Origin of the sequence: Exiguobacterium sp. NPDC077395, assembly GCF_050269125.1 — a bacterium.
Lineage (GTDB): Bacteria > Bacillota > Bacilli > Exiguobacteriales > Exiguobacteriaceae > Exiguobacterium > Exiguobacterium aestuarii_A.
In genome coordinates, this window is sequence record NZ_JBNNHU010000001.1 from 307,784 (window position 1) to 324,492 (window position 16,709).

Sequence of the window (16,709 nt, forward strand, 5' to 3'; positions counted from 1 at the left end):
TCAACAATGTGGATATTATTCCCACATATAATTTACAGGATTAGGGTTTAGGTGTTCAAACGCCTTTTTGTGAGGAAGGAAAATCGATTTTTCAATTTAATCCAAGCCACTTCTTGACGGGCTCACGGAAGATATATGTGATGACAATCAACCCGACGAAGACAAGTGCGGCGATGAAAATCGTCGTGACGCTACCTGATGCGAGGCTCGCACCGAGAAAACTGTAGGCGAACGTCCCTGGAATCATGCCGAGTACGGTCGCCGGGACGAACGCGCGGAAACGGACGCGCGAGATGCCTCCGGCGTAACTGAGCAAGTCGAAACTGACGAGCGGGATGAGTCGTAAGACGAACACATATAAGAAACCGCGACGCTCCATCTGGGTGAACAGTTTCTCTGACCACGGATAGCGGTCGACGTTGACGACCGAGCGTCCGAAGAAGCGTCCCATGACGTAACCGGTCGTCGCAGCAGCGGTCGCCCCGATGATGATATAGAGGACCCCTGGCCAGACGCCGAACGCGAGACCGGCTCCAAGTGACAGCACGGACGTCGGTAAAAAGGCGACCGGACCGATGGCGTAAAGGAATATAAAGAATAGAGGACCCCAAAACCCAAACGACAAGACGATGTCGCGAATGTCAGACGGACGCAACTCATAGTGGAAATGGGTGATATAGAACAACGTGCCAAACACGAGTAAGAACAAAGTGATTTTTAGCCAGCGTGGCATGAGGCGTCCCTCCTTTTTTCTAAGCATACCGCATCCATGGCGCATGACAGAAAATGAATGTGCGAAAAAACCGAAGCGTTAGCCTCGGTTTCCTTCATAGCGTTGAATCCATTCATCGACAGTCATCTTTTCGACGAGTTCCCCGACCAAATCAAACGGGATCCGTTTCACATTGTTGAAGCGAATACAGCTTTTTCCCATATCGAGCTTCGTCGGGACGCGTCTCGCATACTCCTGTTCAAACCAAGCGAGTAGTTCAGGGTCGGCGTAAATGCCCATATGATAAAGTCCGACATGGCGCTTTTGCGCGATTACACTGATGAATGGAAGCGGAGTCCCTGGTGTGACGTGATAACCAGATGGATATCGCTCGAGCGGGACGACGTAATGGACGCCGTGTCCGTCTGTCGTCTTTTCAAAGCCTTCTGGTAAATGGTCATCGATGACCTCGATCAGATGGATGAAGGAATCGAGCCGTGCTTCGTCCACAAGTGTCGTCACGTCCATCATAATTCGCCTCCCCGTAGAATCTTCTCCATTTTCTTCCCCTTCGCCAACTCATCGATGAGTTTATCCAAGTAGCGAATCTCGCGCATGAGCGGTTCCTCGACGTTCTCGACACGGACCCCACAGACGACACCTTTGATGAGGGTGCGATCTTCATTCAGGCGAGGTGCTGAAGCGAAGAATGTGTCAAAATCAACCTGATCCTCAATTTGACGTTCGAGACCGGTTTCATCATAACCCGTCAACCATTCGATGATCGTGTCGACTTCTTCTTTCGTCCGTCCTTTCCGTTCGGCTTTGGCGACGTAGAGCGGATAGACGCTCGCAAAGCTCGTCGTGTAGATGCGGTGACTCATTGCACATTCATCTCCTTCTTCATAAAAAATCTCTCCTTTCATTCTCTCACAAAATCGAGTATGCTTATATCAAATGTTTTTTGTTGCATTTACAACAAAAAAGAGTGGGGGTGACTGCTGATGCATGATCATCTGCGAGAGATTGGGATGATCGCGCGTGCCCTCGATTCAATCAGCAACATTGAATTCAAGGCACTCGGTTTAGAAAAGGGAAAGTACTTATACGTTGTCAGGATTTTTGAACACCCAGGTATCATTCAAGAGCGACTGGCAGAGTTGATTAAGGTAGATCGGACGACCGCCGCACGTGCCATCAAAAAATTAGAGCAAGAAGGATGGATTGAAAGGCGCTCAGATTTGGAGAATCAAAAAATTAAACGCCTGTACGTGACGGAGAAAGGCGAGGCATTGTACCCGCACATCATTCGGGAACATGAATATTCGACATCGGTCGCGTTATCGGGACTCGACGAGCAAGAAAAAGCGCAACTGTTGCAGCTACTGAAAAAAGTACGAAGTAATGTGGAGACAGATTGGACAGAGGTGAAGAAAGGCAAGCATCGAGAATACTGAGAGGAGCAAGGGTACATGATTGAAATTTCAAAAGTGACAGACGTAGAAGCCTTGCGTCACATTAGCATCCAGACGTTTACGGAGACGTTCGCACATCACAATACACCGGAGCACTTGAACGCTTACCTAGAAAAAGCATATGCGACTGAGCAATTGAACCAGGAGTTAGCACACCCTGACTCTCATTTCTACTTTGCGCACGTAGATGGCGAGTTGGCAGGGTATTTGAAAGTGAACGTACGCGATGCTCAAACTGAACCGATGGGCGCCGAAACGATTGAAATCGAACGGATTTACGTATTCGAAGCGTTTCAAGGTCACGGGGTGGGGAAAGCGTTATTTACTAAGGCGACTGAATTGGCGAAGGAGCTACACAAGCGAAAGATGTGGCTGGGCGTATGGGAACGTAATGAGAGAGCGATTCGATTCTATCGACGAAACGGGTTCGAACAGACGGGGGTGCACACCTTTTTCATGGGGGAGGATGCACAAAACGACCTCATTTTCATGAGGTCGTTCACGGACTAGAGCCATTCTGACAAGTGGTTCAAGTTTGGATAGACGGCATCTGGTTTAACATCGAACTCCTCGAACGGTAAGTCGTTCCGATTGATCCAGGCCGCGTGGAAACCAAAGTTTTTCGCCCCGGCGATGTCCCATCCGTTCGACGATAAGAAGAGCACCTCATCACGACGAAGACCGGACGTCTTGAACCAATGCATATAGGCGGCTGGCGTTGGTTTCGGTTGTTTGATGCCGTCGACGCTGACGACCTCATCGAAATAATCGGTGAGTCCTGCGTTACGGAGCAGTTCCTCAAGCATCTCGTCCGTCCCGTTCGAGAGGATGACGGTCTTCACGTCGTGCAGCTCTTTCAGGACCGATTCGACCTCCTCATATGGGGTCAGGTGCGCATACGATTCAATGAGACGTTGTTCGATGTCGTCTGTGGATGTTGCGTCATGGACGGCTAACGCATAACGGAGAGCGTCACGGGTCACCGACTCGAAATCTTCGTAGCGTCCCATCATGTGGCGCCAAAAGAAATACTCGAGTTGTTTCGTCCGCCATACTTGGCTGATGGCTGCTCCTTTATCAGGGAACTCTTGTTCACAGGCGTCCTTCACCGAATGGACGTCGAATAAGGTGCCATATACGTCAAAGACGATCGCTTTGATTGTTGGTTTCATAAAAACATTCCTCCTTCTGTGTCGTTATACCCGTCTTGTTCAGAATATAATAGGGGAAAGGGGGTTCGACATGTATATCCAAAGCCGTTATTCTGTGAAAGACGAAGCTGACATCTTTGCTTTTTTGCATGCCCATCCGTTTGGTACGATCGTGACGCATGACGGAGACAAACCGATTGCGACACACGTCCCGTTACGATTCAATGAGGCGAATGGACAACTGACGACACATATTGCGAAAGCGAATCCGCAGTGGCGAACGATTGAAGATCAAACCGTTCTCGTCATCTTCCAAGGACCAGACGCCTACGTATCGGCGTCATGGTACGGTCATGAAGACGTCTCAACATGGAACTATCAAGCCGTACACGTGTATGGACGTGCAACGATTCTCAACGAGGAAGAATTAGTGGAGGAACTTGCAGGCATGCTTCATGAGCACGAAGGGGAACGTGAGCATGCGGTGCGTTGGGAAACGTTATCGGAACCGGTGAAGCGACAGATGCATGGCGTCGTCGGGTTTCGGATTGACATCACTGACATCCAGGCGACGTTCAAGTTAAGTCAAAACCGAAGCGACACGGATCATGAACGAATCGTATCCGAGCTTGAAAAACAAGATAAACCAATCGCAGACGTCATGCGACGGCATCGAAATTCCTAAGCAACCTGTCCTAAAACGGCAGGTTTTTTCATATTTCTTTGCCGAATAGAGGTTGACATGACTTAGGAGCAGGTCTATACTCATAACTGATAATGATTATCAGTATCGACAAAATACAGAGAAGTTCGAAAAGGAGAAAAATCACGTGAACAACACATTCAAGAAATGGTTACATATGTTCATCTTTGTATCGGCATTTGCACTCATTTTAGCCGGTTGTGGTTCGGAAGAAGCTGAGAACGCTTCCACGAATGAAGGGACAGAAGAATCGGCAGAAGGTTACCCGATCACAATCGAGCACGCATTCGGTGAAACGGTCATCGAAGAGAAACCGGAACGTGTCGCAACGATTTCATGGGGAAACCATGACGTCGCACTTGCGCTCGACGTCGTACCGGTCGGATTCTCGGCTGCGAACTACGGTGTCCAAGATGACAGCGGTATGCTTCCATGGACAGCAGAGAAGTTGAAGGCACTCGGGGAAGAGAACCCGAACATCTATCAAGACACAGACGGATTAGACTTTGAAGCAATCGCGGATTCAAACCCGGACGTCATCTTGGCGGCCTACTCAGGGATCACGCAAGAAGATTACGACACGCTCAGCCAAATCGCGCCGGTCGTGGCGTACCAAGAAACACCTTGGGTCACTTCATGGCAAGACATGGTTCGCTACGACTCACTCGCAATGGGACTCGGTGAAGAAGGCGAACAATTGATCAAGGATACGGAGCAGTTGATCATCGACAAAGCGACAGCTGTTCCTGAGATTGCTGGAAAGAAAGCCGCATTCGTCTCAATGAGCGCGGAAGATCTTTCAAAATTCTATATCTATACGACGGGTGACCCACGTGGTGCCTTCATCGAAGAACTCGGGATGGAATACCCACAAAACATCTTAGACGAAGCAGCGAAAACGGACAGCTTCTATCTTGAACTCAGCAAAGAGAACGCTGATATCTTGAACGACGTCGACATCTTCGTCACATACGGAAATGAAGATACGTTGAAGGCGCTCCAAGCAGACCCGCTTTACAGTAAAGTACCAGCCATCGAACGTGGATCGGTCGTCTTGATCGAAGATAACACGCCACTCGCAGCGGCAGGGACACCGACGCCGCTCTCGATTGAATATACGATCGATGAGTACGTCTCACGCGTATCGGATGCGCTCGCGAAAGTAAAATGATGCAACAACAGGTGAAACAGATGCATACCCCGAAGTACTTTCCGCTTCTCTTAATTGGGACGCTCGTACTGACGGTGCTATGTATTCTGGCATCCCTTGCCTTCGGCTCACGGACAGTCGGGTGGAATGAACTGCTGGACGGTTTATTCCGCCCGGCTGTTCAGTCGTATGAAGCGGACATCGTCCGGGAGCGGGTCGTCCGGACGATCTTCAGTTTCATGTGCGGGGCAGCGCTCGGTGTGGCAGGGGCACTCATGCAGTCGGTGACGCGTAACCCGATCGCTGACCCGAGTATTCTCGGGGTCAACACAGGGGCAGCGCTCGCCGTCGTCATCGGGATCGCATTTTTCAACATCTCGACAGCGAGTGCGTTCATCTGGTTCGCGCTCGTCGGGGCGTTGTTGACGGCCATCTTCGTCTTTGGTATCGGCTCGCTCGGTCGAGGTGGGGCGACCCCACTCAAACTCGTCTTGGCGGGAGCAGCGACGAGTGCGGCGTTGTCATCACTTGTCATGGCCCTCATGATTCCACGGTCAAACGTCATGGATCAGTTTCGCTTCTGGCAAGTCGGAAGTGTCGGGGCAGGCAACATCGATTCCATCTATACGTTTTTACCATTCTTATTGATCGGTCTCGTGATCGCAGTCGTGACCGCACCTTCCTTGAACGCACTCGCGCTCGGGGAAGAAATGGCCAAGAGTCTTGGCGTGCGGACGGGAACGTTGAAGCTGACGGCCTCGTTCGCAGGCGTCATTCTATGCGGGGCGGCGACGGCGCTTGCCGGACCGATCGGCTTCATCGGGTTACTCGCCCCGCACTTGATTCGGCTCGTGCTCGGTCCGGACCAGCGTTATCTCATGCCGATGTCCGCCCTCGCCGGTGCTATCATTCTGACCTTCTCGGACGTCATCGGACGTTTGCTTGGGAGTCCGGGCGAGCTTGAGGTCGGGATTGTGACGGCGTTCATCGGGGCGCCGATCTTGATTCTATTGACGATGAAAGTGAAAGTACGAGGATTATGATGCAACCAGCGATTGAACAAATCAGACAAGGACGCATGAAGCGCCGTCGTCGCTATGTCGGGATGACGCTTCTCTTGAGCGTCATCGCGCTCACGCTGAGCGGCTTGATGCTTATGCTAGGTAATACGATTTATCCCGTTCAGGACGTCATCCGCGTCTTGCTCGGGGAAGACGTGCAAGGAGCGACGTTCGCCGTTGAGGTATTGCGTCTTCCTCGCATGCTCGCCGGTGTCTTCGCCGGGGCGGCGTTTGGTGCCGCGGGAACGATTTTCCAGACGATGCTTCGTAACCCGCTCGCCAACCCGAACGTCATCGGCATCACGACCGGTTCGAGTGCGGCTGCCGTCTTCTGTATCGTCGTTCTCCAGTCGAGTGAAGCGGTCATCTCGATTGCCTCGATTATCGGGGGACTCGTGACCGTGCTCGTCATCTATTTCTTGTCCAAAGGTGCATCTTTCTCGATTGGTCGCCTCGTCTTGGTCGGGATTGGGATCCAGGCGATGCTCACGGCGGTGATCAATTACTTACTTCTCATCAGCCGACAAAATGATGTCGCGATGGCGATGCGGTGGTTGACAGGAAGCTTGAATGGGGCGAAGCTAGAGGAGTTGCCGCCTTTAATCATCACGGTACTCATCTGTTTACCGATTGTATTGTTACTCACCCGTCAGCTCGAGATGCTCGAGCTCGGTGAAATGGCGGCGACAGGGCTCGGGATCAACACGAACCAAACTCGATTGCTTCTCATCGTTGCGGCGGTATTCATGCTCGCGCTCGCGACAGCGACGACGGGACCGATTGCCTTCATCGCCTTTTTAGCGGGACCGATCGCCAAACGCCTCGTCGGGACGAGTCACGCCGGGATCTTGCCGGCAGCGCTTGTCGGGATCATCTTAGTGCTCGCGGCCGACCTCGTCGGACAATTCGCCTTCACGGCACGCTATCCGGTCGGTGTCATCACCGGTATCATCGGCGCGCCTTATCTCTTATACTTGTTGATTCGGATGAACCAGAAAGGGGACTTCTAAATGGCATCCATTATGAAAGTGGAACATCTCACCTCAGGATACGAGGACAAGATGATTTTGAACGATATCAGTCTTGAAATTCCGAGCAATCAAATCAGCATCATCATCGGTGCGAACGGTTGCGGGAAGTCGACGCTCCTAAAGACGATGGCACGCCTCATCAAGCCGAGTGCTGGTCAAGTGACGCTTTACGACAAGCCGATCTCGAAGATGGCACCGAAAAAGCTGGCACGTGTCCTCGGGATGTTGCCACAGTCCCCGGTCGTACCGGAAGGGATCACGGTCGCCGATCTCGTTGGTCGCGGTCGTTATCCGCATCAATCGTTCTTGAAGGGATGGACGAAAGCCGATTATGAGGCCGTCGCTGAAGCGATGGAGATGATGAACATCACCGAGTTCGCGGACCGTCCAATCGACGAGTTGTCAGGCGGACAGCGCCAGCGCGTCTGGATTGCGATGGCACTTGCCCAACAGACGGACATCCTCTTTTTAGACGAGCCGACGACGTATCTCGATATCACGTATCAGGTCGAGATTCTCGACTTGTTGACGGACTTGAATCGGAAATACGGGACGACGATCGTCATGGTGCTTCACGACATCAACTTGTCGGCACGTTATGCGGACTATATCTTTGCACTCGATAAAGGGAAGTTGATTGCGGAAGGGAAGCCGTCGGACGTCATCACGTGTGATTTGATCCATCGGGTCTTCAACCTTCGCTGTTCGGTCATGTGTGACCCGGTATCCGGCTCACCGTCCGTCATTCCGATCGGTCGCCATCACGTGCAGACAGAAACGGAAGAGGCGCCTGTTGCGCAGCTTGAGTTAGTATGATAGTGAATCAGAAGGGAGAAGGAGCGGAAGTTCCTTCTTTTTTTGTGTCTCTATGAAAGCGTTCTAAAAAAGTCGTTGACTTCTCTTTGGGGCGGGTGTATGCTATAAATCCTGCCCAAAAATGAGAGGCATGGGGACTGGCATCAGTTCATTCGATATTCGAGAGGAATGACTTAAGATGAACCAACAACAATTAGTCGAGCGCGCACGCCAATTGAAGGACAATGCGTATTCACCATATTCGAAGTTCCGCGTCGGTGCGGCACTTCTCATGAAGGACGGCACGGTCATCGATGGTGTCAACGTCGAGAACGTCTCGTTCGGAGCAACGAACTGTGCAGAGCGCACAGCGATCTTCACAGCGGTCGCACAAGGATACAAGAAAGGTGACTTCGAAGCGGTTGCCGTATCTGGGGACACGGAAGACTTCTTGCCACCTTGTAGTATCTGCCGCCAGGTCATGGTCGAGTTCGGCGATCCTGACTTCAAAGTACTCCTCACGAACGGCAACGCCGATGTGAAAGAAGTGGCACTCGGGGAGCTCGTCCCGCTCGCGTTCACAGATTTGGATATGTGATGTTGGGCCCCTCAGATTTCTGAGGGGTTTTCTTATCTGAAAAAGTGAAAGAATAATCGCGGGATGGCCTGAATAATATAAAAGAGCAGTTCTGAAAAATCGAGGCCTGCGAGCCCATTTGACCAACTGTCCTCTTCGCGGGAAGTGACCACTTTTCCACGCACTGGTCGCTGTCGACCTTTCCATCGAATCGGGAGAGCGGTCGCGGTGTTCACAGTCGGGTGATTCATGACACGCATATGCAAGCGCGGTTCTAACGTGCTTCCGGAGCGTCCGCAGCGGGCAATCACCTTTTTGGTCTTCACTTGGTCTCCAACTTTGACGACGATCGAACCGCTATCTAAGTGAGCGAGAAGCGTGTATTCATCATGTTTATGTTGAATGATGACGTGATTTCCGAGTGGATGATCAGGATTTGGTTCATCTGGTAGCCCATCGACGACCTGATAAACTATACCGTCGAGTGGTGACAGGACTTGTTCTCCGAACGCATACGAGCCATCGATTCCGACTTTTCTACGATTGTAAGGTTGCTGATCTTTTGTTTTTAGAAAGTCATAGCCATTACGTTTCTTTCGAATCGGTTCATGAAGATACATCCCGATGTTCGTCCCTTCTAAGGCGACGAACCACTGCTCTTTGAATGGAAGGCGGTATTTGTTTTTCGTGAAAGGATTGGTCTCTTTTGAAGAGGATGTGACCGTCATCTGAATGGATTCAATCTGATTCACGCGATTGAATTGAACGGACAATAACTTTTCTTTTCGGAAATCTGACCATAATACATACCGATTCCCGTTCAACACCATTTCATTGAGCAGACGATAGCGCCGAATTCCATGATGAAACGAAGACGCTTCGTGATGAAACATGTCCATGGAATAATGAGATTTGCACGAATCGGTCATTTGATGATAAATGTCATCGAACTGACCGTCTTTGAATAAGTGAATGAACTTTTTATTCTCGTGATGCATGTGCATACCGCCTTTGTTGATGATTGATTGGTCTTTTATACGGATGTAGAAATATAGATGTTTCGTCATTCATAAAAAATCATAATATAATGGGCGTAAATGAGGAGTGATGTGAATGTCTACGATTCCATACCAGAAAGCGCAAAAAAAGTTGAACCGCTTGCTTCATCAAGTATGTGAAAATGACGAGACGATTTTCATCTCGAAAGAAGGCGGGAAGAATGCTGTTATCATTTCTGAACGAGAATATAATAGCTTGTTAGAAACCATTTACCTGACGAGCAGTCCAAAAAATGCTGAGCGTCTATTTGAATCCCTAAAGCAGCTTGAATAGCATTAGTCTAATGTTGAAACATATGAGTTTGCATTAACAAACACCCAGTGAATCGTTGGATTCACTGGGTGTTTGTTGTTTCATGTCTTCGACCGGCACGGATGATAAAGCGATACTCTTCACTCTTGAAATAGGTTTCGGTGAACTCAAAGCGACTGCCATCCATGAGAAATGAATAGAGTTCGACTTTGAGTATCGGTGTTCGATCGCTCACCTCGAGCATTTCAGCAATTTCTTTCGTCGGTAAGACAGGAATAAACTCCTGAACACTATCGGCAATCTTCAGGTTTTTGACATTTTCAATGTAATCGTACTTCGACCGTGTCATCACCTCATACGTTAAATCTGGAAACAGTTGAAGTGGAAGATACGTATCTTCGACAATGAGCGGTTCTCCATTCGCAAAGCGTAACCGGCGAATGTAGTAGACAAGAGCATCTTCATCGAGCTCGAGTATTTCCCTTATTTTTTCAGTCGGAGGTTGAACGGTGAAAGTAAGTACTTTACTCGTGACGTCCTTTCCTTCTCGCTTCATGTCTTCAGTAAAGCTTTTTAATTCGTACATATTATGTTCAATCTTTTCGGATTGTACATACGTGCCGCTCCCTTGTCGCTTCCAAAGCAAACCTTCTTCTTGAAGTAGTTTGACGGCTTGTCGAACGGTGACTCGACTCGCTTTAAATTCCTCGACGAGTTGTGCTTCTGTCGGAATTGCTTCACCGGGCGCCCAATCGCCGGTCTCGATAAACGTGCGCATCTCCTGAGCGATCCGCTGGTATAGCGGAGATTTGGCTTTCATATAGATAACCTCCTGATTGTATGCGTTCATTACTCATAGTATACAAAAATAAAACGTTTTCAAAAAGGTGTTGACGGTTCAAATAATATGTATTAGATTTGTATTGTAATAAATTAGATATGTATTGAAAGGGGAACGCACACATGAAAAAACCACAGCGTCTCGTAGTCGTCGGTGGAGGTAGTACGTACACAATCGGCATGATCATGAGTTTGATTGAGGAAAAAGCACACTTCCCACTTCGTTCCATCACGTTTTACGATACAGATGAATTACGTCAAGAACGTGTCGCGAAAGCGAGTGAAGTCATCTTGCGTGAGCATTATCCAGAACTCGAGTCGTTCGAATACACGACGGACAAAGAATATGCTTTTAAAGATAAGGATTTCTTCTTCGTCCAAATTCGGACAGGTGGTTTGGAGATGCGCGAAAAAGATGAGCAGATTCCGCTTCGACATGGCGTGGTGGGACAAGAAACGTGTGGACCGGGCGGAATGTCATACGGGATGCGCTCAATCGGAGATATGATTGAACTCGTCTCTGACATTCGTGCCGGCTCACCGAATGGCTGGATCTTAAACTATACGAACCCTGCTGCGATTGTCGCCGAGGCGCTCAAACGTGCATACCCAGACGATCAAAAAATATTAAACATTTGTGACATGCCGGCAGCGATCATGGTGAGCTATGCGAAGATTCTCGGTAAAGAGATTTGGGATCTCGTTCCGGAATATTTCGGACTCAACCACTTTGGTTGGTTCACAGGCATCTTCGATAAAGAAGGAAATGAATTGACTGCAGACATCAAACGCGCCATTTTAGAAGACGGTTTCATTCCAGAAGATTCGGAGATTGCGAATGACCCATCGTGGATCAAGACGTTCAAACAAGTAGAGAAGATGCTGACGGATTTCCCAGAGTACTTACCGAACACGTATCTTCAATATTATTTATATCCATCTGACATGGCAGAAAAAGAAGATGTCACGAATACACGCGCGCGGCAGGTGATCAACGGACGTCAAGAACGTGTCTTCTCGATGTGCGATCAGATTATTCAAGATGACTCGCTCGAAAATGTTCACCTTGAGGTCGATATCCACGGCTGCTATATGATTCGGGTCGCTGCTTCGCTAGCCTATAATAGCGGTGATATTTTCATCGTCATGGTGAAAAATGACGGGATCATTTCGAACTTGCCAGACGATGCGATGGTTGAAGTGCCTGCGATGCTTACCAATCGTGGACCGAAACCATTCGCAGTCGGTAAGATTCCTCGTTTTTACAAAGGAATGATTGAAGGACAGCTTGCTTATGAACAACTTGTCGTCGACGCATACTTCGAAAACAGTTATGAGAAGGCACTTCAGGCGTTGACGCTAAATCGTACAGTCGTCGATGCACCAATAGCTCGTCGAATCTTAGATGATTTGATTGAGGAAAACAGAACGTACTGGCCGGAATTAAAATCGGGCGAGACAGTAGCAATACGGTAACTTGAGAGGGGAGGCAATCCCCTTTCTCATCGTTTGGATTGATAACGCTTACAAGATGAGGAGTGAATCGAATGAGTCAATGGTTTGGAGTTTTTCAAAAGTTTGGGAAGGCGCTCATGGTACCGGTCGCTTTATTACCGGCTGCCGGAATTTTGCTAGGACTAGGTGCGGCACTCACAGGACCATTAGCCGATAGCTGGACGTTTTTACAGAACGGAACGGTAGAAGCGATTAGTGCTGGAATGTTACAGATCGGTCTAAGCATCTTTGCGAACTTACCAATCATTTTCGCAATCGGGGTCGCAGTTGGTTTGTCAGGGGGATCAGGGATTGCCGCACTCGCAGCACTCGTCGGATATGTCATTATGAATACGACAATCTCAATCTCTCTCGGCATCACGGCAGAAATGGCTGCCGAGAGTGGGGAATATGGCATGTTACTTGGTATTCCTTCCCTTGAAACCGGTGTACTCGGAGGAATTGCGGTCGGATTGCTCGCAGTATGGGTTTATAAAAAGTTCCATACGTTCAATCCGCCAGAAGTGTTGGGATTCTTTGCAGGTGATCGTTCTGTCGGGATTGTGATGGTTTTCTTCTCAATCTTACTTGGATTTGTCATGATGCTCATCTGGCCGCCGATCCAATCGGCACTCACTTCAATGGCAAACGTCATCGCGAGTGATGCGACCAACCCTGCATACGTAGGGTTATATGGGATGTTGGAGCGGTTATTGATTCCGACAGGATTACACCATATTTGGTATGCCCCGTTCCTGTGGACATCTCTCGGTGGAACAGCAACGATCGGTGATGCGGTCGTGAACGGTGATCAGTATATTTTCCTCGCTCAAATCGCAGAAGGTGTCGAAGTGACGGCGGGACGCTTCATGTCTGGTAAGTTCCCAATCATTATGTTCGGTTTACTCGGGGCGGCGCTCGCGATGTATCGTCAGGCTGATCCGGACAAACGTCCTGTCGTTCGAGGCTTATTGATTGCAGCGGCTGGTACAGCTTTTTTAACAGGAATCACAGAACCGATTGAATTCACTTTCTTATTCGTGGCACCTGTCCTGTATGTCATCCATAGTGTGTTGACGGGAATTTCTTTCGCGCTCATGTATGCGCTCGATACACATATCGGTTGGGCTGGAGGATCAGGATTGATTGACTATATTTTAGTGAACGTTTTACCAGGTACACCACGCTGGTGGATGAATATCGTCGTCGGCATTGGTTTCTTCATCGTTTACTATAGTATCTTTACTTTCGCCATCAAGAAGTGGAATTTGGCAACACCAGGGCGTGGCGGACAAGAAGCGAAACTGTTTACGCGTAAAGACTACAATGATAAAAAGTCAGGTCAATCAGCGATTCAAACGACAGCACTTGCGATTGAAGAGGCACTTGGGGGACGAGAGAACATCCGTGATATCGATGCATGCTTCACACGACTTCGTGTTGAAGTAAGTGATGTTTCTCAAATCAATGAGGATGAACTAAAAGCACTCGGAGCAGCTGGAGTCGTCAAAGTGAAAAACAACATTCAAGCGATTTTTGGAGGTCGCTCTGATTTATACAAAAACGAATTGCTACGCATTCATAAGGAAATGGATGAAGCGAATTGAAATCGGGCTCAACCGTATGGGTTGAGCCTTTTCAGTCTTCATACGTATAGTGCTACAAGACGTTCCGCATGCTCTCTCATCATCTCCCGCAACGCACGCGGTGCCTTGACCTCCACTTCAGCCCCAGCTTTCAACAGCTGTCTCGACAAAAACGGAAGCTCTTCTTCGGGTACGTCCCATTCATTCTTATCTTCGATATCGGGTAATACATCTTCAAGTAAACGACGACCGAGTGACGTCAGCTCAAGTTGAACGGTCACACCGACTCGTTCATCACTTGCCTGAAGCAAGGCCACCAAATCCTCGGATTCAAACGGTTCCTCGAGCAACTTGACCGCGTCCACTCGATCAATCCGATATTGCCGGAATCCCAGTTCAGACAGCCCGAAGACGTACCACTTCAAGTCAAGGAGTGCCATACCGACCGGGGAGACGATGAACGTACGTGGTCCTTTCGTCGTCCGATACGTCATTTCAATCTTGTTCTTGCGCTCGACCGCCTGATAGATGTCTTTTGTGAACGTAGCGTTTGGAATCTGTTTGTTTCCGAGCCATAGGATGTTTCGTTCCAATCGATGAATCTTCGTCTCTAGGTCTTGCGGTAATTCGTTCGCGTACCAGTCGGACAGCGTATGTCGTATATCACCGAATGGCACGTTCGGGATGTGTTCCATCCATTTCAGTGTGAGGTAGAGAGCGACCGCTTCCTGTTCGCGGAGGTGCAATGGCGGCAACAAGCGGTTCGGCAACATCTCATAGCCGCCACCGATCCCGGGCACACTCCAAATCGGATAACCCAGTTCTTCGAGCGACAGCATATCCCGCTGAATCGTTCGGATGGAAACGCCCGTCTCTTGAGCCAGTTCTTCAGCGGTGACACGTCGTCCTCGATTGAGCAGTCGAATCAGTTGCAAGTGTCGTTTTTTCATAGCTATCATTCCCGTCATCTTTTGTCGTGTTTATTGGTTAAGCTGAATATATCACGAATCAAGGAGGAAGATACGATGCCGAAAGTAGTGTTGTATATTGCGATGAGCTTAGATGGGAAGATTGCCCGGTCGAACGACCAACTCGATTGGTTGTTCGCCGTAGAAGGAGACGGGGACAACGGGTACGCTGAATTTTTCAAGACCGTTGGTGCCGTCATCATGGGACGGAAGACGTATGAGGAAGTACTGATGTTAGAACAGGGAGAGTATCCGTATAAAAACCTCCCGAACTATATTTTGACGCGTCAGCCCGACCGTGAAGCTGAGCATGTCACGTTCACGGATGAACCAATCGAAGAACTGATTCATCGGTTGAAAGGAGAAGTCGATCAAGACATCTGGCTCATCGGTGGCGGAGAGGTCATCAAAGCGGCGATGGAACATGACTTGATTGACCGATATGAGATCGCGATTGCCCCAGTCGTGTTAGGTGAGGGGATCCCGCTCTTCCCAGAAGGCACAAAAGAGACGAAACTTCGACTGACAAGTCAACGCGCATCCGGTCAATTTGTGATGGTGACATATGAACGATAAGTGAGGATCGAGTCCATAAAGGGCTCGATTTTTTTGTGGTCGTGTTCAATATTCTGAAATCCAATTTACTTCGTTAATAAAAATATTATTTAAAATAAACTTCATGTTGGTTAAAATGTTAGTAAATGGTTCAAATTGGATATATGAAGAGAGTAGCACGAACATCACGCTTACTGAAAGGGCCATATCATGTTCATTAGCTTAATCGCAAATTCTTGTATATCGTTCACGGGCATTTATTTCATCTCTAAAATCATGAATTACAATACGAAGTACGAATACACTCAAAAAATGTTAATTGGTGTATTATCAGGGTGTTTGGGGATTTTTCTCATCACGCAAGGAGTCGTATTTGACGACGTCGTGAAAATCGATTTTCGTTTTCTTGTTCTGATCCTGCTTGGATTTTATCGACTTGTATCTCCATTATTTATTACAGCGACCATCATCTCAGTCTATCGTTTTAGTTATGGGATTGATTTTCCGTCAATTGTGTCATGTATCTCCCTATTTCTGATCGTGCTTGGGATTCTCGCGACATACAACATCGTTAGTCTAGAGAAACGGCTCTTTCAATTTGGTCTCACGCTGAATGTGTTGACATGTTTCATTATAGGTGTTGCGATTTATACGAGTGGAGAATTCAGTGAAAATGCCGCATACGCCGCTTTACTTGTCATCATGATTAGTTTCCCCATCGGATTATTGATTACCGTCTTGAACATTGATCTGTATCTCATTCATCATCGCGTGAAAGAGTATAAAATATCAGCAGAAACCGATCATTTGACGGGACTCGCAAACCGTAGAGCGTGGGAGATGCAGATGAAGAAGGTCAAAGAACATTATGCGATGTGTAACGTGCTCATCATCGATATCGACTATTTTAAACAAATCAACGATCAATATGGTCACGCGAACGGGGATGAGATTTTGAAGCAGTTCGCGGAGTTGTTGCATCGTGAAACGAGGGAGCACGATATCAAAGCCCGTATCGGTGGGGAGGAGTTTGGGATTTTAATCCCGATGCTTTCGCAAATCGAAGTGATCAAAGTAGCGGAGCGGATACGGAGTGGCATCTCCAAGCATGAGTTTAAGCTACTCGATCAGCAAACGATTCATATCTCTGTTTCAATCGGGATCGCAAACGGGAAAAGCGAACATCTTCGTGAAATGGTTCATTTAGCAGACGATTGCCTGTATCAAGCGAAAAACAGCGGAAGAAACCGTACGCATATCCATGAAAGTGTGGAATACGTTCAATGAGAAAGCGCATCGG

General features: G+C 48.5%; 20 protein-coding genes. 13 read left to right on the top strand and 7 right to left on the bottom strand.

All coding sequences use genetic code 11. The features are described 5' to 3' along the window. Positions 1-91 precede the first annotated feature (91 nt). The 3 genes from ACQKD4_RS01700 to ACQKD4_RS01710 form a co-directional block, all read right to left on the bottom strand. Positions 92-733, bottom strand: a complete 642-nt coding sequence (locus tag ACQKD4_RS01700) for a TVP38/TMEM64 family protein (RefSeq protein WP_214744494.1) — start codon at positions 731-733, stop codon at positions 92-94. Between the two features lie 78 nt (positions 734-811). Continuing rightward, positions 812-1,243, bottom strand: coding sequence for a DUF1801 domain-containing protein (locus ACQKD4_RS01705; RefSeq protein ID WP_427372250.1), 432 nt, complete (start codon positions 1,241-1,243; stop codon positions 812-814). Then, a complete protein-coding gene (locus ACQKD4_RS01710; RefSeq protein ID WP_427372251.1) occupies positions 1,240-1,596 on the bottom strand; it encodes a DUF2200 domain-containing protein in 357 nt (118 codons plus the stop codon). The genes ACQKD4_RS01705 and ACQKD4_RS01710 overlap by 4 nt, the downstream gene beginning before the upstream one ends. A 120-nt stretch (positions 1,597-1,716) precedes the next feature. Between ACQKD4_RS01710 and ACQKD4_RS01715 the strand changes: the two genes are divergently transcribed. Both ACQKD4_RS01715 and ACQKD4_RS01720 read left to right on the top strand, forming a co-directional pair. Then, positions 1,717-2,169, top strand: coding sequence for a MarR family winged helix-turn-helix transcriptional regulator (locus ACQKD4_RS01715; RefSeq protein WP_074035992.1), 453 nt, complete (start codon positions 1,717-1,719; stop codon positions 2,167-2,169). Between the two features lie 15 nt (positions 2,170-2,184). After that, positions 2,185-2,697 carry a GNAT family N-acetyltransferase gene (locus ACQKD4_RS01720; protein WP_427372252.1) on the top strand — a complete coding sequence of 171 codons (513 nt, stop codon included), beginning with the start codon at positions 2,185-2,187 and terminating at the stop codon, positions 2,695-2,697. Here the strand turns inward: ACQKD4_RS01720 and ACQKD4_RS01725 are convergent. Continuing rightward, positions 2,694-3,359, bottom strand: a complete 666-nt coding sequence (locus ACQKD4_RS01725) for a haloacid dehalogenase type II (protein ID WP_427372253.1) — start codon at positions 3,357-3,359, stop codon at positions 2,694-2,696. The genes ACQKD4_RS01720 and ACQKD4_RS01725 overlap by 4 nt on opposite strands. A gap of 70 nt (positions 3,360-3,429) precedes the next feature. On the opposite strand from ACQKD4_RS01725, the gene ACQKD4_RS01730 reads away from it, so the two are divergent. The 6 genes from ACQKD4_RS01730 to ACQKD4_RS01755 all read left to right on the top strand — a co-directional run bounded on the left by ACQKD4_RS01730 (position 3,430) and on the right by ACQKD4_RS01755 (position 8,676). Next, on the top strand, positions 3,430-4,023 hold the full coding sequence (locus tag ACQKD4_RS01730) for an FMN-binding negative transcriptional regulator (RefSeq protein WP_427372254.1): 594 nt from the start codon (positions 3,430-3,432) through the stop codon (positions 4,021-4,023). A 175-nt stretch (positions 4,024-4,198) separates the two neighbouring features. Beyond that, positions 4,199-5,212 (top strand): iron-siderophore ABC transporter substrate-binding protein, encoded by a 1,014-nt coding sequence (locus ACQKD4_RS01735; protein WP_427373255.1) that lies wholly within the window; start codon positions 4,199-4,201, stop codon positions 5,210-5,212. After that, the gene (locus ACQKD4_RS01740) at positions 5,209-6,234 is read left to right on the top strand and encodes a FecCD family ABC transporter permease (protein WP_214744484.1); all 1,026 of its coding nucleotides are present in this window, start codon (positions 5,209-5,211) and stop codon (positions 6,232-6,234) included. Before ACQKD4_RS01735 ends, ACQKD4_RS01740 begins: the two co-directional genes overlap by 4 nt. Further along, positions 6,231-7,262 (top strand): FecCD family ABC transporter permease, encoded by a 1,032-nt coding sequence (locus tag ACQKD4_RS01745; protein ID WP_274664071.1) that lies wholly within the window; start codon positions 6,231-6,233, stop codon positions 7,260-7,262. Before ACQKD4_RS01740 ends, ACQKD4_RS01745 begins: the two co-directional genes overlap by 4 nt. Beyond that, entirely contained in the window at positions 7,263-8,099 is an 837-nt protein-coding gene (locus ACQKD4_RS01750; RefSeq protein ID WP_427372255.1) for an ABC transporter ATP-binding protein, read from the top strand. It abuts the gene before it with no gap. A gap of 178 nt (positions 8,100-8,277) precedes the next feature. Then, positions 8,278-8,676 (top strand): cytidine deaminase, encoded by a 399-nt coding sequence (locus tag ACQKD4_RS01755; RefSeq protein ID WP_427372256.1) that lies wholly within the window; start codon positions 8,278-8,280, stop codon positions 8,674-8,676. A gap of 32 nt (positions 8,677-8,708) precedes the next feature. Here ACQKD4_RS01755 and ACQKD4_RS01760 read toward each other — a convergent pair whose 3' ends face one another. Beyond that, entirely contained in the window at positions 8,709-9,653 is a 945-nt protein-coding gene (locus tag ACQKD4_RS01760) for a peptidoglycan DD-metalloendopeptidase family protein (RefSeq protein WP_427372257.1), read from the bottom strand. 115 nt (positions 9,654-9,768) lie between these two features. Between ACQKD4_RS01760 and ACQKD4_RS01765 the strand changes: the two genes are divergently transcribed. Continuing rightward, positions 9,769-9,987 carry a type II toxin-antitoxin system Phd/YefM family antitoxin gene (locus ACQKD4_RS01765; RefSeq protein ID WP_271305526.1) on the top strand — a complete coding sequence of 73 codons (219 nt, stop codon included), beginning with the start codon at positions 9,769-9,771 and terminating at the stop codon, positions 9,985-9,987. 61 nt (positions 9,988-10,048) lie between these two features. Here the strand turns inward: ACQKD4_RS01765 and ACQKD4_RS01770 are convergent, their stop codons facing one another. Next, positions 10,049-10,786, bottom strand: coding sequence for a GntR family transcriptional regulator (locus tag ACQKD4_RS01770; protein ID WP_214744468.1), 738 nt, complete (start codon positions 10,784-10,786; stop codon positions 10,049-10,051). A gap of 143 nt (positions 10,787-10,929) precedes the next feature. Between ACQKD4_RS01770 and ACQKD4_RS01775 the strand changes: the two genes are divergently transcribed. Together ACQKD4_RS01775 and ACQKD4_RS01780 are read left to right on the top strand one after the other, a co-directional pair. Next, positions 10,930-12,282: a 6-phospho-alpha-glucosidase gene (locus ACQKD4_RS01775; protein WP_427372258.1), complete on the top strand. Its 1,353-nt coding sequence runs from the start codon at positions 10,930-10,932 to the stop codon at positions 12,280-12,282. Positions 12,283-12,353: 71 nt separating this feature from the next. Then, positions 12,354-13,907, top strand: a complete 1,554-nt coding sequence (locus tag ACQKD4_RS01780) for a PTS transporter subunit EIIC (RefSeq protein WP_427372259.1) — start codon at positions 12,354-12,356, stop codon at positions 13,905-13,907. A 38-nt stretch (positions 13,908-13,945) separates the two neighbouring features. On the opposite strand, the gene ACQKD4_RS01785 is transcribed toward ACQKD4_RS01780, so the two are convergent. Further along, positions 13,946-14,836, bottom strand: coding sequence for a helix-turn-helix transcriptional regulator (locus tag ACQKD4_RS01785; RefSeq protein WP_427372260.1), 891 nt, complete (start codon positions 14,834-14,836; stop codon positions 13,946-13,948). A 75-nt stretch (positions 14,837-14,911) separates the two neighbouring features. Here ACQKD4_RS01785 and ACQKD4_RS01790 point away from each other — a divergent pair, with 75 nt between their 5' ends. Continuing rightward, positions 14,912-15,430, top strand: a complete 519-nt coding sequence (locus ACQKD4_RS01790; protein ID WP_427372261.1) for a dihydrofolate reductase family protein — start codon at positions 14,912-14,914, stop codon at positions 15,428-15,430. A 318-nt stretch (positions 15,431-15,748) separates the two neighbouring features. Then, positions 15,749-16,696, top strand: coding sequence for a diguanylate cyclase (locus ACQKD4_RS01795; RefSeq protein ID WP_427372262.1), 948 nt, complete (start codon positions 15,749-15,751; stop codon positions 16,694-16,696). Positions 16,697-16,709 lie beyond the last annotated feature (13 nt).